The organism is Psychrobacter sp. PL15 (assembly GCF_035984995.1).
In the GTDB taxonomy this organism is placed as follows: domain Bacteria; phylum Pseudomonadota; class Gammaproteobacteria; order Pseudomonadales; family Moraxellaceae; genus Psychrobacter.
In genome coordinates this window covers 41,813-60,658 of sequence record NZ_JAXCIB010000012.1, presented here as the reverse complement: position 1 = coordinate 60,658, position 18,846 = coordinate 41,813, and the positions used below count along the sequence as shown (strand labels likewise).

The 18,846-nt window shown below is 43.1% G+C and carries 31 protein-coding genes and 1 pseudogene; 30 read left to right on the top strand and 2 right to left on the bottom strand.

Annotation, left to right across the window (positions count from 1 at the left end; all coding sequences use genetic code 11):
- The first annotated feature begins 4 nt into the window (after window positions 1-4).
- The 24 genes from rplB to rplQ all read left to right on the top strand — a co-directional run bounded on the left by rplB (window position 5) and on the right by rplQ (window position 12,238).
- On the top strand, window positions 5-829 hold the full coding sequence (gene rplB, locus RCH20_RS10520) for a 50S ribosomal protein L2 (protein WP_209958619.1): 825 nt from the start codon (window positions 5-7) through the stop codon (window positions 827-829).
- Window positions 830-841: 12 nt separating this feature from the next.
- Window positions 842-1,117, top strand: coding sequence for a 30S ribosomal protein S19 (rpsS, locus tag RCH20_RS10515; protein ID WP_209958617.1), 276 nt, complete (start codon window positions 842-844; stop codon window positions 1,115-1,117).
- Window positions 1,118-1,127: 10 nt separating this feature from the next.
- The gene (rplV, locus tag RCH20_RS10510) at window positions 1,128-1,457 is read left to right on the top strand and encodes a 50S ribosomal protein L22 (RefSeq protein WP_201556517.1); all 330 of its coding nucleotides are present in this window, start codon (window positions 1,128-1,130) and stop codon (window positions 1,455-1,457) included.
- 3 nt (window positions 1,458-1,460) lie between these two features.
- Window positions 1,461-2,186: a 30S ribosomal protein S3 gene (gene rpsC / locus RCH20_RS10505; protein ID WP_209958613.1), complete on the top strand. Its 726-nt coding sequence runs from the start codon at window positions 1,461-1,463 to the stop codon at window positions 2,184-2,186.
- Between the two features lie 3 nt (window positions 2,187-2,189).
- On the top strand, window positions 2,190-2,603 hold the full coding sequence (gene rplP / locus RCH20_RS10500) for a 50S ribosomal protein L16 (protein ID WP_209958610.1): 414 nt from the start codon (window positions 2,190-2,192) through the stop codon (window positions 2,601-2,603).
- Window positions 2,603-2,800: a 50S ribosomal protein L29 gene (rpmC, locus tag RCH20_RS10495; protein WP_209958609.1), complete on the top strand. Its 198-nt coding sequence runs from the start codon at window positions 2,603-2,605 to the stop codon at window positions 2,798-2,800. Before rplP ends, rpmC begins: the two co-directional genes overlap by 1 nt.
- A complete protein-coding gene (gene rpsQ / locus RCH20_RS10490) occupies window positions 2,797-3,072 on the top strand; it encodes a 30S ribosomal protein S17 (protein WP_209958606.1) in 276 nt (91 codons plus the stop codon). Before rpmC ends, rpsQ begins: the two co-directional genes overlap by 4 nt.
- A gap of 179 nt (window positions 3,073-3,251) precedes the next feature.
- On the top strand, window positions 3,252-3,620 hold the full coding sequence (gene rplN, locus RCH20_RS10485; protein ID WP_010196702.1) for a 50S ribosomal protein L14: 369 nt from the start codon (window positions 3,252-3,254) through the stop codon (window positions 3,618-3,620).
- Window positions 3,621-3,628: 8 nt separating this feature from the next.
- A complete protein-coding gene (gene rplX / locus RCH20_RS10480) occupies window positions 3,629-3,946 on the top strand; it encodes a 50S ribosomal protein L24 (RefSeq protein WP_209958604.1) in 318 nt (105 codons plus the stop codon).
- 21 nt (window positions 3,947-3,967) lie between these two features.
- On the top strand, window positions 3,968-4,504 hold the full coding sequence (rplE, locus tag RCH20_RS10475) for a 50S ribosomal protein L5 (RefSeq protein ID WP_209958602.1): 537 nt from the start codon (window positions 3,968-3,970) through the stop codon (window positions 4,502-4,504).
- Between the two features lie 12 nt (window positions 4,505-4,516).
- Window positions 4,517-4,822 (top strand): 30S ribosomal protein S14, encoded by a 306-nt coding sequence (gene rpsN, locus RCH20_RS10470; RefSeq protein ID WP_209958599.1) that lies wholly within the window; start codon window positions 4,517-4,519, stop codon window positions 4,820-4,822.
- Window positions 4,823-4,833: 11 nt separating this feature from the next.
- Window positions 4,834-5,232: a 30S ribosomal protein S8 gene (gene rpsH, locus RCH20_RS10465; RefSeq protein WP_209958597.1), complete on the top strand. Its 399-nt coding sequence runs from the start codon at window positions 4,834-4,836 to the stop codon at window positions 5,230-5,232.
- A 220-nt stretch (window positions 5,233-5,452) separates the two neighbouring features.
- Window positions 5,453-5,986 (top strand): 50S ribosomal protein L6, encoded by a 534-nt coding sequence (rplF, locus tag RCH20_RS10460; protein WP_209958595.1) that lies wholly within the window; start codon window positions 5,453-5,455, stop codon window positions 5,984-5,986.
- Window positions 5,987-5,997: 11 nt separating this feature from the next.
- Entirely contained in the window at window positions 5,998-6,348 is a 351-nt protein-coding gene (gene rplR / locus RCH20_RS10455) for a 50S ribosomal protein L18 (RefSeq protein WP_209958592.1), read from the top strand.
- Between the two features lie 2 nt (window positions 6,349-6,350).
- Window positions 6,351-6,866, top strand: coding sequence for a 30S ribosomal protein S5 (rpsE, locus tag RCH20_RS10450; RefSeq protein WP_010196711.1), 516 nt, complete (start codon window positions 6,351-6,353; stop codon window positions 6,864-6,866).
- Between the two features lie 20 nt (window positions 6,867-6,886).
- Window positions 6,887-7,066 carry a 50S ribosomal protein L30 gene (gene rpmD, locus RCH20_RS10445; protein WP_209958590.1) on the top strand — a complete coding sequence of 60 codons (180 nt, stop codon included), beginning with the start codon at window positions 6,887-6,889 and terminating at the stop codon, window positions 7,064-7,066.
- Window positions 7,066-7,506 (top strand): 50S ribosomal protein L15, encoded by a 441-nt coding sequence (gene rplO / locus RCH20_RS10440; RefSeq protein WP_209958588.1) that lies wholly within the window; start codon window positions 7,066-7,068, stop codon window positions 7,504-7,506. Before rpmD ends, rplO begins: the two co-directional genes overlap by 1 nt.
- Before the next feature lie 19 nt (window positions 7,507-7,525).
- The gene (gene secY / locus RCH20_RS10435) at window positions 7,526-8,857 is read left to right on the top strand and encodes a preprotein translocase subunit SecY (RefSeq protein WP_209959234.1); all 1,332 of its coding nucleotides are present in this window, start codon (window positions 7,526-7,528) and stop codon (window positions 8,855-8,857) included.
- Between the two features lie 45 nt (window positions 8,858-8,902).
- Window positions 8,903-9,019, top strand: a complete 117-nt coding sequence (gene rpmJ / locus RCH20_RS10430) for a 50S ribosomal protein L36 (RefSeq protein ID WP_010196721.1) — start codon at window positions 8,903-8,905, stop codon at window positions 9,017-9,019.
- A 262-nt stretch (window positions 9,020-9,281) separates the two neighbouring features.
- Entirely contained in the window at window positions 9,282-9,638 is a 357-nt protein-coding gene (rpsM, locus tag RCH20_RS10425; protein WP_209958586.1) for a 30S ribosomal protein S13, read from the top strand.
- Between the two features lie 20 nt (window positions 9,639-9,658).
- Window positions 9,659-10,048 carry a 30S ribosomal protein S11 gene (gene rpsK / locus RCH20_RS10420; protein ID WP_192518015.1) on the top strand — a complete coding sequence of 130 codons (390 nt, stop codon included), beginning with the start codon at window positions 9,659-9,661 and terminating at the stop codon, window positions 10,046-10,048.
- A 48-nt stretch (window positions 10,049-10,096) separates the two neighbouring features.
- The gene (gene rpsD / locus RCH20_RS10415) at window positions 10,097-10,738 is read left to right on the top strand and encodes a 30S ribosomal protein S4 (RefSeq protein ID WP_058025563.1); all 642 of its coding nucleotides are present in this window, start codon (window positions 10,097-10,099) and stop codon (window positions 10,736-10,738) included.
- A 113-nt stretch (window positions 10,739-10,851) separates the two neighbouring features.
- Window positions 10,852-11,859 (top strand): DNA-directed RNA polymerase subunit alpha, encoded by a 1,008-nt coding sequence (locus tag RCH20_RS10410; protein WP_087040762.1) that lies wholly within the window; start codon window positions 10,852-10,854, stop codon window positions 11,857-11,859.
- A 19-nt stretch (window positions 11,860-11,878) separates the two neighbouring features.
- Window positions 11,879-12,238 (top strand): 50S ribosomal protein L17, encoded by a 360-nt coding sequence (rplQ, locus tag RCH20_RS10405; RefSeq protein WP_209958584.1) that lies wholly within the window; start codon window positions 11,879-11,881, stop codon window positions 12,236-12,238.
- 116 nt (window positions 12,239-12,354) lie between these two features.
- On the opposite strand, the gene RCH20_RS10400 is transcribed toward rplQ, so the two are convergent.
- Together RCH20_RS10400 and RCH20_RS10395 are read right to left on the bottom strand one after the other, a co-directional pair.
- Window positions 12,355-12,975: an L-threonylcarbamoyladenylate synthase gene (locus tag RCH20_RS10400; protein WP_209958582.1), complete on the bottom strand. Its 621-nt coding sequence runs from the start codon at window positions 12,973-12,975 to the stop codon at window positions 12,355-12,357.
- 325 nt (window positions 12,976-13,300) lie between these two features.
- Window positions 13,301-14,062 (bottom strand): elongation factor P hydroxylase, encoded by a 762-nt coding sequence (locus RCH20_RS10395; protein ID WP_327193547.1) that lies wholly within the window; start codon window positions 14,060-14,062, stop codon window positions 13,301-13,303.
- 180 nt (window positions 14,063-14,242) lie between these two features.
- On the opposite strand from RCH20_RS10395, the gene RCH20_RS10390 reads away from it, so the two are divergent.
- From RCH20_RS10390 to lysM, 6 genes and pseudogenes are all read left to right on the top strand, one after another.
- A complete protein-coding gene (locus RCH20_RS10390) occupies window positions 14,243-14,833 on the top strand; it encodes a YceD family protein (RefSeq protein WP_327193546.1) in 591 nt (196 codons plus the stop codon).
- 336 nt (window positions 14,834-15,169) lie between these two features.
- The gene (gene rpmF, locus RCH20_RS10385; RefSeq protein ID WP_209958576.1) at window positions 15,170-15,352 is read left to right on the top strand and encodes a 50S ribosomal protein L32; all 183 of its coding nucleotides are present in this window, start codon (window positions 15,170-15,172) and stop codon (window positions 15,350-15,352) included.
- A 443-nt stretch (window positions 15,353-15,795) separates the two neighbouring features.
- Window positions 15,796-16,764 (top strand): ACP S-malonyltransferase, encoded by a 969-nt coding sequence (gene fabD, locus RCH20_RS10380; RefSeq protein ID WP_327193545.1) that lies wholly within the window; start codon window positions 15,796-15,798, stop codon window positions 16,762-16,764.
- Window positions 16,761-17,489 (top strand): 3-oxoacyl-ACP reductase FabG, encoded by a 729-nt coding sequence (gene fabG, locus RCH20_RS10375; protein ID WP_209958572.1) that lies wholly within the window; start codon window positions 16,761-16,763, stop codon window positions 17,487-17,489. The genes fabD and fabG overlap by 4 nt, the downstream gene beginning before the upstream one ends.
- A gap of 274 nt (window positions 17,490-17,763) precedes the next feature.
- A complete protein-coding gene (gene acpP, locus RCH20_RS10370) occupies window positions 17,764-18,000 on the top strand; it encodes an acyl carrier protein (protein ID WP_025652201.1) in 237 nt (78 codons plus the stop codon).
- Between the two features lie 304 nt (window positions 18,001-18,304).
- Window positions 18,305-18,809 (top strand): annotated as a pseudogene (gene lysM, locus RCH20_RS10365) (peptidoglycan-binding protein LysM).
- The last annotated feature ends 37 nt before the right edge of the window (window positions 18,810-18,846 follow it).

Below are 18,846 nucleotides of genomic sequence, written 5' to 3'. Positions count from 1 at the left end.
ACTCATGCCTATCGTAAAAGCGAAGCCAACATCACCAGGCCGCCGTTTTGTTGAAAAAGTGGTGCATCCACACCTTTATAAAGGTCGTCCGTTTGCAGCGCTTCTAGAATCAAAAAGCAAGTCAGGTGGTCGTAATAATAATGGCCGCATTACTACTCGTCATATTGGCGGTGGTCATAAACAACATTACCGTATTATTGACTTCAAACGTACCAAAGACAATATTCCAGCAACGGTAGAGCGTATTGAATACGATCCTAACCGTACTGCACATATTGCCTTGCTTAAGTATGCTGATGGTGAGCGTCGCTACATCATCGCTGCTAAAAAACAAGCCGTTGGTGATACCGTGCTATCAGGTGAAACGTCTCCAATTCGCCCAGGTAACTGTCTACCGCTTAAAAATATCCCATTGGGTACTGTGATCCATAATATCGAGCTTAAAATCGGTAAAGGCGCACAGATGGCTCGCGCAGCGGGAACAAGCGTTCAGTTACTAGGTCGTGACGGTGTTTATGCGATTCTTCGCCTGCGTTCAGGTGAGACTCGTCGTGTACACGTTAACTGCCGTGCCGTTATTGGTGAAGTCTCTAATACTGAAAACAACTTGAAATCACTTGGTAAAGCGGGTGCTTCACGTTGGCGTGGTATTCGTCCTTCCGTTCGCGGTGTGGCGATGAACCCTGTTGATCACCCACATGGTGGTGGTGAAGGTCGTAATAAAGGTCGCCATCCAACCAGCCCTTGGGGTCAGAAGTCTAAAGGACTTAAAACGCGTCATAATAAGCGTACTGACAGTATGATCATCCGTCGCGCCAAGAAGAAATAAAGGAAGAATTTCATGCCTCGTTCATTGAAAAAAGGTCCATTCATAGACGCGCACTTGTTTGCTAAAGTTGAGACTGCATTAGAAACCAACTCACGCAAACCCATTAAAACTTGGTCGCGCCGTTCTATGATTCTGCCACAAATGGTTGGCCTAACCTTGTCTGTTCACAACGGCCGTACTCATGTACCGGTTATCGTGAGCGAACAGATGGTTGGTCATAAACTAGGTGAATTTGCCCCGACTCGTACGTATCGTGGTCATGGCATTGACAGAAAAGCTAAGAAATAAGGTGCTTACCATGGAAGTAACTGCAAAATTACGCGGTGCCGCCATATCGGCACAAAAAGTTAGACTCGTTGCTGATGAAGTTCGTGGCAAATCTATTGAACGTGCTTTGGATATCCTGACGTATAGCAATAAAAAAGGTGCTGTGTTTGTTAAGAAATGTCTTAACTCAGCCATCGCCAATGCCGAACATAATCACGGCTTAGATATTGACGACCTGAAAGTCGGCACTATTTACGTTGATGAAGGCATTACGCTAAAGCGTATCCTACCACGTGCTAAAGGTCGCGCTGATCGTATCAGCAAGCGTACCTGTCACATCACTATAAAGGTAGGAGAATAAGTCATGGGTCAAAAAGTACATCCAATCGGAATACGTCTTGGTGTTGTCAAAAAGCATAACGCAAACTGGTATGCTAGCCCTAAACAATACTCAGAATACCTAATCAACGACATACAAGTTCGTGAATATCTACGCAAAAAACTAGATAACGCTATGATTAGTAATATTATGATCGAGCGTCCTACTGGTGCTGCTAAGATTACCATCGCCACTGCGCGTCCTGGTATTGTTATCGGTAAAAAAGGCGAAGATATCGAAAGACTTCAAAAAGAATTGACCAAAATTATGGGCGTACCTGCTCAGGTCAACATTGAAGAAATCACGTCACCTGATCTCGATGCGCGTCTGGTAGCAGACGGTATTGGTAGCCAGCTTGAGCGTCGTGTTATGTTTCGTCGTGCGATGAAGCGCGCCGTACAGAACAGCATGCGTTCTGGTGCCAAAGGTATTAAAGTTGAGCTGTCTGGCCGTCTTGGCGGTGCTGAGATTGCTCGTACTGAATGGTACCGTGAAGGTCGTGTGCCACTGCATACGCTACGTGCTGATATTGACTATTCGTCAGTACGTGCGGAAACTACTTACGGCACCATCGGTGTAAAAGTTTGGATCTTCCGTGGCGAAATCCTTGACGGCATGAATAGCGTATATAATCCCGTCAAAGAAGAGCAGACTCGTGCGCCAAAACGCCGTGGTCGTGGTGGAAACCGTCGAAACACAGACAGAGGTTAAACTATGTTACAGCCAAAACGTACCAAGTTTCGTAAAATGCACAAAGGTCGTAACACTGGGCTAGCTCATCGTGGAAGCACCGTTGCATTCGGACAAATTGGTCTAAAATCTTTGACTCGCGGTCGTATGACTGCCCGTCAAATTGAAGCGGCACGTCGTACCATTACTCGTAAAGTTAAGCGTGGTGGTAAGATTTGGATTCGTGTATTCCCAGACAAACCTATTACCAAAAAGCCTTTAGAAGTACGTATGGGTAAAGGTAAAGGTCCTGTAGAATATTGGGTATGCGAAGTCAAGCCTGGTAAAGTATTATATGAAATTGAAGGGGTTTCAGAAGAACTTGCTCGTGAAGCGTTAACGCTTGCTGCAGCAAAGCTGCCCTTTAAAACTACCATTGTTAAGCGGACGATAATGTAATGAAGATCAGTGAATTACGTGATAAATCATTAGAAGACCTGACTCAGTTACTTGATGAAAAGCAACTTGATGCTTTCCGTATTCGTATGGCTAAAGCAACCGGTCAGTTGGGGAATACCCATGAAGTTCGTGGCAATCGTCGTACGATTGCTCAGCTTCAGACTTTGATTAACGAGAAACAGCGAGGCGACTCATGAGTGATAACAATCAAGCAACCGCAAATGCTAGCGTCCTAACAGGACGAGTTGTCAGCGATAAGATGGACAAGTCCATCACGGTTTTGATTGAGCGTCTGGTTCGTCATCCTTTGTATGGCAAGCAGCTTCGTCGTTCGACTAAAATTAAAGCCCATGATGAGAACAACGTTTGCCAACAAGGCGACCTTGTCCAAATCAAAGAAACGCGTCCAATCTCAAAAACTAAGTCGTGGACTTTAGTAAATGTGGTTGAAAAAGTAGAGAAAATCTAAGTAAATTGCATTATTAACCAGAAGCTGTTAAAATGTCCGCCTTTTTAAGGATGCTGATTGCGCCGAGCGTATATCACTCATATTAAGAGTAATGCGGTCATTTACATTAAATGCCGTCTACTCATACTGTGCTAGCGGCAGCAACTGGTTTTTATTGCTCATACGTGCGGAGTAACGCTATGATTCAGGTTGAGTCAATGCTGGAAGTTGCAGATAATAGCGGTGCAAGACGAGTTCAGTGCATTAAAGTACTGGGTGGCTCTCATCGTCGTTATGCATCAGTCGGCGATATCATCAAAGTAACGGTTAAAGAAGCCATTCCTCGCGGTCGTGTTAAAAAAGGCGATGTGATGAATGCGGTAGTTGTACGTACCAAAAAAGGCGTTCGTCGCCCCGATGGTTCTGTGCTACGTTTTGACGACAATGCTGCGGTATTGTTGAACCAAAACAAAGCGCCGATTGCAACTCGTATTTTTGGACCGGTAACTCGTGAACTACGTGGTGATCAGTTTATGAAAATTGTATCCCTAGCACCAGAAGTATTGTGAGGTAACCCATGGCTAAATTACGAAAAGGCGATACAGTTATTGTTATTGCTGGTAAAGACAAAGGCAAACAAGGTACTGTACAAGCTGTAAAAAACGATCGTATTAAAGTTGAAGGCATTAATATTGTCACTAAACATCAGAAGCCAAATCAGGCAACTGGCGTTGAAGGCGGTATCATTAAGCAAGAAGCTTTTCTGCATCTCTCAAATGTCGCAATTTTAAATGCGCAAACCCAAAAAGCAGACCGTATTACTTACCAATTTAACGAAGACGGCAAAAAACAGCGCGTTTATCGTTCAAATGGTGAAGTCGTGGCGACTGCGTAAGACACTAAGGGTGTAATGGTAATGGCAAGATTAAAAGCTTTATATAACAATGAACTAAAGCAGCAGATCAAAGAAGATCTTGGTTTAGCTAACGTGATGCAAGTGCCTAAAATCACTAAAATCACACTTAATATGGGTGTAGGCGGCGCGTCTCAAGACAAGAAATTGCTTGAAGGTGCAGTAGCTGATATGACGGCGATTGCTGGTCAAAAACCTGTAGTCACCAAAGCGCGTAAATCAATCGCTGGCTTCAAAATTCGTGAAGAATGGCCAATTGGTTGTAAAGTAACGCTACGCGGTGAGCAAATGTACGAATTTTTAGATCGTCTCATTGCCGTTGCAATTCCTCGTGTTCGTGACTTCCGCGGTTTTTCACCTAAAGCTTTCGATGGTCGTGGTAACTACTCATTGGGTATCAAAGAACAAATCGTATTCCCAGAAGTAGACTTTGACAAGATTGATCGTATCCGTGGTATGGATGTGACAATTACCACGTCAGCTGCTACTGATGATGAAGGTCGTGCGCTGCTTAAAGCATTCGGCTTCCCATTTAAATAAGGTAAAGACGTTATGGCAAAGAAGAGCATGATCAACCGCGAATTAAAGCGCGAAAAAATGGTTGCTAAGTACGCTGATAAGCGTATCAAGCTAAAAGAGACTATCGGTGATATCAACGCAAGTGATGAACAGCGTATGGAAGCAATGCTAGAGCTACAAGCTCTACCACGTAATTCATCGCCAGTACGTCTGCGTAATCGTTGTGCTATCACAGGTCGTCCTCATGGCTACTTCCGTAAGTTTGGCTTATCACGCAATATGCTGCGTGAGCGAGTCATGCAAGGCGATGTGCCTGGTGTTCGTAAAGCAAGCTGGTAAGGAGTAACTACATGAGTATGCAAGATACCGTTGGGGATATGCTAACCCGTATTCGTAACGCCCAAATGGCTAATAAAGTATCCGTAGCCATGCCAAGTTCAAAACTACGTAAATCAATCGCTGACCTATTAGTTAGTGAAGGTTATGTGGCTAATGCTGTTGTTACTGCAGAAGATAACAACAAAGCAACTCTATCTATCGAACTAAAATACTTCGAAGGCAAAGCTGTCATCGAAACTATTCAGCGCTTTAGCCGTCCTGGTTTACGCCAGCATCGTGGTAAAGACGCTATCCCTACTGTTAAGCAAGGTATGGGTGTTGCTATCGTATCTACTAGCCAAGGTATCATGAGTGATCGTGCTGCCCGCGCTGCTGGTATCGGTGGTGAAGTTGTCGCATTTGTAGCGTAAGCTACCCGACGATGAAGTCTATTTGCATCTCGTTAGAACTATATTAATCTTATGATAATGCATTATAAGGTTGATATAAAATCAGCCTCATTAATTATTTAAAATTGATAGGTGTCTAACGGGGTCAATTATGCTAAGCTAACACGCTTTTTAGCCTGTTAGTTTTTTCGCTATTATTTATTGCTAACAGAAGCTGTTAATTTTTTTAAGGAATATTCCTATGTCTCGTGTGGCTAAAGCCCCAGTGACGCTGCCAAACGGCGTAAGCGTCACTCTGAACGATCGGCAGGTCGAAGTGAAAGGCAAGAACGGCAATTTGTCTTTACGCCTGCATGAATTGGTCGAGCTGAAACAGGAAGATGATGTTGTTACTCTCTCACCTACAGTCGATTCAAAAGAAGCCATGATGCATACTGGCACCATCCGCGCCCTACTTAACAACTATGTTATAGGCGTGAACGAAGGCTTTGTAAAACGCCTCCAATTGATCGGTGTTGGTTATCGCGCGCAAGCTACTGGCAATAAAGTAACCCTAAACGTTGGTTACTCGCATCCAGTAGAATATACGTTACCTGAAGGTGTGTCAGCTGAAACCCCAACGCAAACTGAAATTGTTTTAAAATCAAACAATAAGCAGCAGCTTGGTCAAGCAGCGGCTAAAATCCGTGGTTTCCGTCCACCAGAGCCTTATAAAGGCAAAGGTATTCGTTATAGCGACGAACATGTGGTTCGTAAAGAAGCTAAGAAAAAATAAGGTGAGATGAAATGTTTGATAAAAAAGCAGCTCGTCTGCGTCGATCTAAAAAAACCCGTGCGCATATTCGCTTCTTAGGTGTTCATCGCCTAACAGTTAATCGCACACCAAAGCATATCTATGCCCAGATTATCTCTCCGAACGGTGGTGAAGTGATCGCTCAGGCATCTACCTTAGACGGCAGCTTGCGCTCAGGCGCGACTGGTAACGTTGATGCAGCGACGTCTGTAGGCCAAATGATCGCAGAACGCGCAAAAGCAGCTGGTATTACTAAAGTTGCCTTTGACCGTAGTGGTTTTAAATATCATGGTCGAGTTAAAGCTTTAGCTGAAGCCGCTCGTGAAAATGGATTGGAGTTTTAATCATGGCTAGAAATGATAAAAATGATAAAAATGAACAAACAGACGGTTTAGTAGAGCGTTTGGTTACTGTTGACCGCGTTGCAAAAGTGGTCAAAGGTGGTCGCATTTTCTCTTTCACTGCTTTGACAGTAGTGGGCGACGGCAATGGCCGTGTTGGTTTTGGTCGCGGTAAAGCACGTGAAGTGCCAGCTGCTATTCAAAAAGCACTAGAAGCTGCCAAACGTAATATGATTACTGTTGAGCTAAATGATGCAACCTTGTATCATCCGATCAAAGCACGTCACGGTGCTAGTAAAGTCTATATGCAACCTGCATCTGAAGGTACTGGCGTAATCGCTGGTGGCGCAATGCGTGCGGTATTAGAAGTTGCTGGTGTCAAAGATGTTTTGACTAAATGTTATGGTTCTACCAATACTGCTAACGTTGTACGTGCAACGTTTAATGGTTTACGTGATATGTCAACTCCAGAAAAGATGGCAGCTAAACGTGGTAAATCTGTAGACGAAATTTTGGGCTAACTTAGACTAGGCGAGTTACGATGAAAACAATGAAAGTCACTCAATTAAAATCAGGTGCCCATCGCCTCAAGAGCCACAAAGCGAGCTTGAAAGGATTGGGTTTACGCCGTATTAATCATACTGTTGAAGTTGAAGATACTCCTTCAAACCGTGGTATGGTCAATCGCGTTAACTACATGGTAAAAGTGGAGGAAGCGTAATGGGACTTAGATTAAATGAATTATCACCAGGTGTTGGCGCGAAAAAAACCGCCCAACGTCGTGGTCGTGGTATCGGCTCAGGCCTTGGTAAAACTGGTGGTCGTGGTGTAAAAGGTCAGAAGTCACGTTCAGGTTCTGGTATTCGCAGAGGGTTTGAAGGTGGTCAAATGCCACTATTCCGCCGTCTACCAAAATTCGGTTTTACCAGTAAAATGGCAATGACGACTGCAGAAGTCCGTTTGTCTGAACTGAATAAAGTTGAAGGCGATATCGTTAACGTTATTACTCTTAAAGCGGCTAACCTTATTCGTCACGATATGAAACGTGCCCGTATTATCTTGTCAGGTGACGTCACTAAAGCTTATACCTTCCAAGGTGTAAAAGTGACTAAAGGTGCCAAGCAAGCAATCGAAGCTGCTGGTGGTAGCATCGAGGAGTAGCAACGTGTCAAAACAATCAATGTCATCATCTGGTATACCGCTCAATCCTTTTGCGTTTATACGTAAGTATGACGAGCTATGGACGCGTTTACTGTTCTTAATTGGCGCATTGATTGTTTATCGTTTAGGGTCGCACATTCCAGTACCCGGTATTAATCCAGTCAATTTGGCAGACCTGTTCTCTCGCAATGAAAACACCATCTTGAGCATGTTTAATATGTTCTCAGGTGGTGCGCTTGAGCGGATGTCTATCATGGCGCTTGGCATCATGCCGTATATTTCAGCGTCGATTATTGTACAGATGATGTCAGCGGTACTGCCGTCGCTTGAAGCCCTCAAAAAAGAGGGTGAAGCAGGTCGACGTAAGCTTAACAAGTATACCCGACAAGGGACACTTGCTTTAGCGTTGGTACAGTCATTAGGAATGTGCGCTGGCCTTATTAGCCAGAATCTAACTCTGTCGTCCGGACTTACCTTTTATATCCCAGCGGTTACTTCTTTAGTAGCTGGCGCTATGTTCTTAATGTGGCTTGGTGAGCAGATTACAGAACGCGGTGTGGGTAATGGTATTTCAATGCTGATCTTTGCTAGTATTGTTGCCGGTACGCCAGGTATGATTTCGCAATCTATCGAACAGGTCAATCAAGGGCAGATGAACTTGATTGTACTCTTTATCTTTGTAGTGCTCGGAGTCGCGGTCACCGCGGGTATCGTTTATATTGAACGTGCTCAACGTCGTGTGCCGGTAAACTATGCGCAAAAGCAACAACAAGGTCGTAAAATTTATGCTCAGCAGCAATCACATTTGCCACTGAAGCTTAATATGGCAGGGGTTATCCCTGCTATTTTTGCCAGCTCATTGTTGTTATTTCCAGCAAGTTTAGGGCAATGGGTTGGTCAATCAACCGATCCCACCTTTGTGCAAAAGATACTACAAAATATGGCTTTGGTATTGTCTCCTGGACAGCCGCTATATCTAGTCCTGTTTGGTGCGATGATTATTTTCTTCTGCTACTTTTATACAGCATTGGTCTTTAGTCCGCGCGAAGTTGCCGAAAACCTTAAACGTAGTGGTGCGTATATTCCAGGTATTCGTCCTGGACAACAAACTCAACGATATCTCGATCATGTATTAAATCGACTGACCTTTATTGGCGCGATGTATATGACGGTTATTTGTTTAATGCCGATGGTCGTCCAGTCGTCATTTGGTGTACCGTTTCAACTCGGTGGTACATCATTACTGATTATGGTGGTTGTGGTAATGGACTTCATCTCGCAGATCCAAGCGCATTTGATGACCCATCAATATCATGATCAGACGTTAATTCAGTCGCCCACGCAACCTTAAATACTTTGTATTAAGTAAGCGGTGCGATATTTCAAGGAGCATGCGATGAAAGTCCAAGCATCAGTTAAGAAGATTTGTGGTAGCTGTAAAGTTGTACGCCGTAAAGGCCGTGTGCATATTATTTGCACAGCAGAACCACGCCACAAACAACGTCAAGGTTAATCAAATAAGTAGAATACGGCATTGTGCCTATGCTACCAATTGAATTAACACTTGAAAAATAACGGCGGATGCGATATCATCCGCCACTTGCCGTAGTTTGTACCGATATCTTTTATAGCTTGACGCTATTTGGCCAGTCTGCCTAGCAGATTAGTGCGATAGTGATAACTGTGAAAGGCTAGGTATCAACAGCAATAAATCTGAAAAGCAATGCGCTATTTATAATGAATAATGCTTGTTTTTCTTTAATGGGGAGAAATCGATGGCTCGTATTGCCGGCGTCAACATTCCGGATAATAAGCATGCTGTTATTTCGCTAACTTACATTTTTGGTGTAGGTCGTACCACTGCTAAGAAAATTTTAGAAGCAGTTGGCATTGCACCGACCACTAAAATCAGTCAGTTAGATGATTCACAGTTAGACGCTATCCGTGCACAGATTACAAATTTTACGACTGAAGGTGATCTTCGTCGCGAAGTATCAATGAATATCAAGCGTTTGGTTGATCTAGGCTGCTACCGTGGTATTCGTCATCGTCGTAACTTGCCTGTAAATGGCCAACGTACGAAAACGAATGCGCGTACTCGTAAGGGTCCACGTAGAGCAATTAAAAGATAATTAACTTAGGAAGCTAAAAGATGGCAAAAGACACTCGTAGTCGCAAGAAAGTGGCTCGTCGTTCAGTATCGGAGGGCGTCGCCCATATCCATGCGTCTTTTAATAACACCATTGTTACGATTACCGATCGTCAAGGTAATGCATTGGCTTGGGCCACTTCAGGTGGACAAGGCTTCCGTGGTTCACGTAAATCTACACCATTTGCAGCTCAGGTTGCAGCTGAAGTCGCTGGTAAAGCGGCTCAAGAATATGGTGTTAAGAATATCGATGTTTTGGTCAAAGGACCAGGACCGGGTCGTGAGTCTGCGGTAAGAGCACTAGGTGCATTGGGTTATAAAGTTAACAGTATTTCTGATGTAACCCCAATCCCACACAATGGTTGCCGTGCGCCGAAAAAGCGCCGCGTCTAATATTAAAGACGAAGCTTTTTATTAAAAAAGCTTACAGGAGACATGAATATGGCCCGCTATATTGGACCAAAACTTAAATTATCACGTCGTGAAGGGACAGACTTAGGTCTTAAGTCTGGCGTTAAACCTTACGATGTGAAAACGAAAAAAGCTGGCCGTCCGCCTGGTCAACACGGCGTCAGCCGTAATAAAACCTCGGAATATGCATTACAGTTACGTGAAAAACAAAAAGTTAAACGTATCTATGGTGTGTTAGAGCGTCAGTTTGCAAACTATTATAAAGAAGCGGCTCGTAAGCGCGGTGCTACTGGTGAAAACTTGTTAGCCATGCTAGAAAGTCGTCTAGATAATGTGGTTTATCGCATGGGCTTTGGCTCAACTCGCGCCGAAGCACGTCAGCTAGTCAGCCATCGCACAGTGATGGTAAAAAAAGCCGGTCGTGATGAGTTTGTTCGTGTGAACATTCCTTCAATTCAGCTGCAAGATGGTGATGTCATCGCTATCCAAGAGAAATCTCGCGAACAATTGCGTATTAAAAACGCGATTGAACTGGCTACCCAACGTGGTATCCCAGAATGGCTAGATGTTGATCACAGCAAATTACAAGGCACGTTCAAAAAAGCGCCTGATCGTATTGATCTACCTGCTGAAATCAACGAAAGCTTGATCGTTGAGCTATACTCTAAATAACTGACGTTGCGACTGATGTTAATACTGACATCAATGAATGTTGATGTCAGTAAATAATTCCAGTAAACATAAGTAACGTTAATTAAACCAGTTAAATAAATCGAGGTGACATCATGATGCTAAATGCAACTGAGTTTCTAACGCCGAATGCCATTAACGTGGACACGGTTAATGAAACGATTGCGAAAGTCACGCTCGAACCGTTAGAACGCGGCTTTGGGCATACCCTAGGGAATGCCTTACGTCGTATCTTGTTATCTTCATTACCTGGCGCTGCTGTCATTGAAGCTGAGATTGATGGTGTTGACCATGAATACTCAACGCTTGAAGGCTTGCAAGAAGACGTACTTGACCTTCTTTTGAACTTAAAAGGCTTGGCCATTACTCTTCATGACCAAAATGAAGTATTTTTGACCTTGGATAAACAAGGTCCAGGCACCATTACTGCTGCAGATATTGCCCTGCCGCATAATGTCGATATTATCAATCCAGAATTGGTATTGGGTACATTAAGCGACCGTGGTCATCTTAAGATGCGTCTGCGCGTAGTCATGGGTCGTGGATATGAGCCAGCAAATCAGCGCCGTGAAGATGGCGATACCAAAGCAATTGGTCGTTTAAAGCTTGATGCAAGCTTTAGCCCAGTGCTGCGAGTCGCTTATCAGGTTGAGAACGCACGTGTAGAACAACGTACCGATCTTGACCGTCTTATCGTCGAGCTTGAAACTAATGGCACTATTGATCCAGAAGAAGCAATTCGTAAAGCAGCAACTATCTTGCAACAACAGATTTCTATCTTTGTTGACTTAGAAGCTGAAGAAGCGCCTGAGCCTGTGAAAGAAAAAGAAGAGGTTGATCCAGTGCTATTACGCCCTGTGGACGACCTTGAACTAACGGTTCGCTCAGCCAACTGCTTGAAAGCTGAAAACATTTACTATATCGGTGATTTGGTCCAGCGTTCAGAGACTGAACTACTTAAAACCCCAAATCTTGGTAAGAAATCATTAACGGAAATCAAAGACGTACTAGCGTCTAAAGATTTAGAGCTCGGTATGCGCCTAGATAACTGGCCACCCGCTGACTTACGTGTTGATGATCGTTTCTCTTATCGTAGCCGTTAAACTTTAAGGATATTTGACCATGCGCCATCGTAAGAGTGGAGTCAAGCTGGGTCGTACCGGCAGTCATCGCAAAGCAATGTTCCAGAACATGACCAACTCGTTATTTGAGCATGAACTGATTAAAACAACATTACCAAAAGCTAAAGAATTACGCCGCGTTGCTGAGCCATTAATCACTATGGCAAAAGACGATAGCGTCGCTAATCGTCGTCTAGCATTCAGCCGTATGCGTAGCAAAGCTATGGTAGGCAAACTATTTGGCACGTTAGGTCCTCGTTACCAAACGCGTCCAGGTGGTTATCTGCGTATCGTAAAATGCGGTAATCGTGATGGTGACAATGCACCAATGGCCTATGTAGAATTAGTTGATCGCGACTAAATCTATACGCTATCTGTATATTTTATAAAAAAGCCCCAATAATATGGGGCTTTTTTTTGCGTTGATATTTTTAAATGTTTATTAGCGCTTATTTATTTCTTATAACCACCGCTTATTCATAATAATAGCGAGCTGACGTCGGCGGCACCTTGTCTAATGATTTCAGGTTGGCCGCTGGTCATATCTACGATGGTAGTGAGCTTAGTCGTTTTTATACCAGCGTTGATTAGGCCGTCTATCTGATTGCCTAATAAGTCCTCGATATCGAAAGGATCATCCAAAACATGGTCATGGGTAGGTAATATCAATGAACTGGTCAAGATGGGCTCACCCATTGCTGTTAGCAATGCTTGAGCGATAGGATTGCTAGGAACACGAATACCAATTGTTTTTTTCTTAGCATGCGCCAGTTTTTTAGGTACATCTTTAGTGGCGTTTAAAATAAAAGTAATCGGCGCTGGCGTATGAGCCTTAAGTTGCTTAAATTGCACATTATCTACTGCCGCATAAGTGGCAATCTCACTTAAATCACGGCACAGTAGAGTAAATTGATGCTTATCGTCGAGTTCGCGAATTTGCTTAAGCTTATCAAGTGCATCTTTAGCCCCTAGTCGGCAACCAAAAGCATAGCTGGTATCAGTAGGGTAGATCAGCAATTGATCAGCGCGTAGTAAGTCAGCAGCTTGCTCAATCAGGCGTGGTTGTGGGTTGTCAGGATGAATATAGAATATTTGCATGAGAGCTCCTATTTAATAATATTACAGGTCTTATAGTTTTGGCTTTGTGTCGTTATGATTATTAATATGCTGATTAATTGGACGTCACTATTGATTCGGTGCGTCTGATGTAAGTATGTATTATCTTCTCTTACGTTTAGATAAATTATATCAGTTACATCATTAGTATAGTACCAAAGCAAATATGGATTATAGAGGTAAGGCGTTACCAGTTGTAGGTACTTGTTTAACAGCTTGTTTGATAGCATGTCTGGTAGGTGACGGGCAAATAAAACAGCTGATATCTAATACAATAGATAACGCAAAGCGCGGTTAGTAATTTAAGCTATTTGATAATACAGATCGTTAATAATGCTCGCAGTAATGTTTTCGCATCACGAGGTAGGTTTTTTGGTGCGGCAAGATATTGGGCAGCCTGTCGATAAACATCAGCAGTAAAGGTGCTAGCGCTAGTATCAAAATCGGCAAACAGGTTGTCTTGTGAGACTTGAAAAGGCCGTCTACAGGCAAGAGTAAATAAACACTCTAAGGCCTGGGGCTTTATTTCTAGGCACTCAAATGCGTGCTGTTGTGCTGCTGAGCGTCCATCTGGTGCATACCAATAGCCAAAGTCTGGCAGTTGCCTACGCTTTTCGCCGGCAATACACCAGTGACTGACTTCATGCAAAGCACTAGCAAAAAAACCATGAGCAAATTCAATACGCGCAGGATTGGTGTTATCAGCAGGGATATACTCAGGCTCACTACCACTGCGAACTAATTTTACTTGTTGGCTAGCAAACAGCCTATCAAACAGGGTCATTAAGCTGCTAGTAGCTAACTGTTCGTCATAGTTATTTAGAATACCCGTATCATCACTAACACTAGTACCAATACTAGCATCACTATTTTCTTTTCTATCGAGCGCCTCAATATTGCACAGCGATTGCCGTGCCAGATAGCTCAAATGCTCATCTATGTGAGTTTGTATTGGGCCACTAGCGTCTGCTATCTCATTTTCTAACGCTACCAAATGTTGCAATAAGACCTCGGCGTCAACAGTGTTTAACAAGGTGGAAAAATCAGGATTGGCGGTGTGAGAGATCATAAGTAAATAATTAGCCGAATGAAGGGTCAGATAGTAAAAAACGTATTTTCGACCTTGCCCGCTAAGCTATTATCGCGTCAAATGTCAAAAATCGTAACATACTAGCGCTAGCGTCGTCTTGAGCTTTCGGTTAGTATGGCAGGCAATATTATACACCGTTTTTGACTAATGAGGCCGCGCATGTCAAGTACTCCAGCGAACAAACCATCAGCAGTTCACACCGGTGCTACTCAAGCGTCTATCTTAGTAGATATGCCTGAACATATTTCTTTAGATAAGTGGGCTGATAGCGGTTTTGAGTGGCAAGGCGAAGTAGTGCCGACGACTTTTTCGCGTCTGGCTGCGCAATTAACCACAGAGCACGAGCAACCAAAATTACAAATAGACGCTAAATTATATCGTCGTAGTAATGTTTTGCACCTTGCTTTTAAAACGACTGGTGAGGTATGGCTAAACTGTCAACGCTGTTTGCAACCGGTGGCAATTGATATCACAGATGATTGTGATATTGCGTTATTAGATGATGAAAGCCAAGTACGTATAGTAAATGAGGAACAAGACTACTTGTTATTAAATGAGGTGATTAGCGATCAGACACCTGAGCGTTTATTGCTACTTAAGAATTTAGTTGAAGATGAAATACTGCTCAAAATTCCAATGGCAGCAAAGCATGATGACTGTGAGATGGCTGTTGAGCAAGTGGGAGATATACCTGAAGAGGAAACAGAAAACCCCTTTGCAGCACTGGCTGCATTAAAAGGTAAACTATAAGCCAAACCCTTAATCACCGCGCTTAATTATCTTGCATTAACCTAGCTGTCTCGCCTTTTAGTATTTTTATACATAACAGCGCAAGGCAGGGCTTTATTAATCGGTTAAACATGCGTATAATATCCCGTTTATTGCTTTCTAGCAACGTGCTGTTGGTAGACAGAAACTAACTGAGCGAATTATCCATAGATTTTAGACTTAGTTAGCCTCTCAATGCACGTGGCAAACCCTTTATTAATGATGCTTAAGACTTAGGTTGTTGTGATTACATAGCCTCTGTCAGTATCGATTAAAGCTGAATTTCAAGCTTATCCCTTTAAGTATAGGAGCTATATCATGGCCGTTCAAAAAAGCCGCAAAAGCCGTTCACGTCGTGACATGCGCCGTTCACATCACCGTATGACTGTCGCTGAACTCAGCGTAGACGCCACCACTGGTGAAAAACATCAGCGTCATCATATGACCAAAGATGGTTTCTATCGTGGTCGTCAGCTGTTCAAAGTCAGTCAAGACGCTTAAGTTATTGGCTATATAATAGTTGATGCAAGAATACAATAGCGGCCGTAGTAGCTACGATATTCAAGTACAACTATTATTAAGCAATAAACATTGAGCTAATAAAAGCCAAGTTATTTCGCCATCAACTATTAGATGGCTGGATAATTTGGCTTTTTGTTATGCGTTATCTGCTGAACATTTTGTTTACGATGCATGGCAATTATATACAGCGTGCTATAGCCACAAAACTTAGTTACAGCAGAAGTAGCGCTTTGTTACCCAAGGTCAGCCTGCTCAGTAGCTATGATAATAGTATCCAGCAGTGTATAGTTCGCTAACAATCAGCTATGATTGATGGTTCGTTAAAACATTATTTTAGAATAAATTCCCCAAATAGCCTCTAATTTAGAATACCATCCTTATTTATTTTAGGGATATTTCCAATTATATAAGGAATATTGTCTATGGCATCCGCACCAGATATGACAAAAAAACAGCCCTCTCGTATTGCAGTCATTTTTCCTGGACAGGGCTCGCAAGTAGTTGGTATGACTACCGATCTGGCTGAATTTTATCCTCAAATTCACGACACCTTTACTGAAGCTAGTGCCGCTCTGGGCGAAGACTTGTGGGCAATCTGTCAAGATGAAAACCGACTCAACCAAACTCAGTATACTCAGCCGGCATTATTGACGGCCAGCATCGCAATTTGGCGTGTTTTGCAAACTAAAATGGACAAAGCGCCTTGTTATCTAGCCGGTCACTCTTTGGGCGAATATAGCGCTCTTTGTGCCGCTGGTGTGATTCCTTTTGCCGATGCGGTAAGACTGGTACATAAGCGTGGCCAATTGATGAAACAGGCAGTCGAAGGTATTGATACGGCTATGGCAGCGGTATTAGGATTAGAAGATCATCGAGTCGAAACCCTATGCGAACAGGCAACTGAGCATGTCGATGGTGCCATCGTCGGAGCGGCGAATTTTAATAGTCCAGGACAGGTGGTGGTATCGGGTAACGCTGCTGGTGTTAACGCGGTAATCGATAAAGTGCAGAACACTGGCAAAAAAGCCATTGCTCTAAAAGTTAGCGTGCCGTCACATTGTGCGTTGATGCAGCCGGCGAGCAGTGCGCTAGCTGAAGCCTTAGCAGCAATACCATTTAACCAAGCCAATATTCCGGTTATTCAAAATCGCAATGCTCGAGTTGAGACCAGTGCTCAAGGTATCAAGCAAGCTCTAACTGAGCAGCTCAGTGAGCCGGTGTTATGGTCACAGACCATGCAGGAGTTAGCGGACAAACAAATTAATGTCTTAATTGAATGCGGTAGTGGCAACGTATTGAGCAATTTAGCCAAACGTCAAGCGCAGCCTATTGCCAGTTATCCGGTAGACAAGCCTGTTCGCCTAGATAAACTTATGGAGATTTTAGTATGAGCCGAACGATTACTTTAGTTACCGGTGCAAGCCGTGGTATTGGTAAAGCGGTTGCCAAACGCTTTGCTAAAGAAGGACATTTTGTTATTGGTACTGCAACCACAGAAAAAGGTGCCGCACTTATTGACACTTATTTGCATGATTCAGGTGGCATTGGACGAGTGTTAGATGTCCGTGATAGTGCGCAGATCGATAAGTTGTTCGAAGAGATTGAAAGTGTGTATGGTGCGGTACAAGTACTAGTGAACAATGCCGGTATCACTCAAGATGGCTTGTTGATGCGCATGAAAGATGATGACTGGGACAATGTGGTTGATACTAACCTGTCATCAGTGTACCGAATGAGCAAACGCGCTGTTCGAGGTATGATGAAAGCGCGCCGTGGCCGTATTATCAATATCAGCTCTGTCGTTGCGCAGATGGGTAACGCTGGACAATCTAACTACGCCGCTACCAAAGCTGGGGTCGAAGGTTTCAGTCGTACGCTTGCGCGTGAAATTGGTTCACGGCAAGTAACCATCAACTGTGTTGCTCCAGGCTTAATCGAAACGGATATGACTGACGAGCTCGACGAGCGCCTGCTCAATTCTATGTTGGATGCTGTACCGATTAGCCGTCTTGGCCAACCAGAAGACATCGCCGCTGCGGTACTGTTTTTGGCAAGTGACGAGGCCAGCTATATCACTGGAGCTGTTATTCCAGTCAATGGCGGCATGTATATGTAGTCTGAAAAATAGACGTTACACATTGATAATAAAAATTTGCGTGAACGAGTGTAAACTCTAATAAATGGTGCTACAATAGCGGATACTTTTGTGTCAAAGACCTGTATGATAGCAAGTCTTAATCAGACATTAGATAAGAACGTACAGTAGGTTATAGGGTACTGAATCGGCAACGCTGATTTGATAATCACCATCTTATATGAAATGCTGTCGGCGTGAAAAACAGCGCTATAGCAATTTATCAAAAATAATAGATGAACAAGGAGAGATCTACATGAGTAATGATACCGAGTTAAGAGTAAAAGCCGCAGTAGCTGAACAATTGGGCATGAATGTTGAAGACATCAACAATGATGCTTCATTTATGGAAGACCTAGGTGCGGATTCATTGGACCTAGTTGAATTGGTCATGTCATTTGAAAGTGATTTTGGCATTACTATTCCTGATGAAGATTCAGCAGAATTGACCACTGTTCAAAAAGCAATTGACTACGTACAGGCTCAACTATAAGTAACCACCGTTACCCATTATAGTTCGTTCTTTGAACCGCTTATCCGCAAAGGTAGGCGGTTTTTTTATGGATGTAATTAAATATTTTATAATCATATAAAAATCCAAAAAACTACTTACATACGTGACGTGTATTTAACATTAATCGACACACTTTTACGATGCAAAACTATCCAAATCTAAGGCCTTTGTTATACTCATAATCGGTGACAACAACAATGTTTTCTATAATCCATTACTGTCATTTATATAAATAACAAGATTAATAATTAATAACAACTTAACAAGGAGTTTATATAGGGGAATGTTTAGCTTCGCAAAAGACATTGGTGACAAGATTTTTAACCGTGATGATGACCAGCATGATGCTAAAGTAGAAACTAACGCTGATGCTAACACGCCAGCAGCCCAGTGGCGAGCCCTCTGCTCAGTCGGTAGCAAGCCTTCTTCTACGTCGTATCCAGCAGCAAAATCTGAATATTAGTAATTTAAAAGTTAAATATAACGGTTCAACAGATACGGCAGAGATTAGTGGCTCAGCTAAAACTCAAGCTGACCGCGAAAAGGCTATTATTGCTATCGGCAACGTACAGAATGTCGCAAAAGTTATTGATAATATCGACATTGAAGAAGATGCCCCTGAATCTACGATGTATACGGTCAAGTCTGGTGATAGTTTGTCCAAGATTGCTCAGGACGTTTATGGCTCATCTAGCGATTATTTGAAGATATTTGAAGCCAACAAGCCCATGCTTGCCGATCCAGATAAAATATACCCCGGTCAAGTATTGCGTATTCCTAAGCCATAGATTTTTAATCTATAATCTATAATCTATAATCTATAAT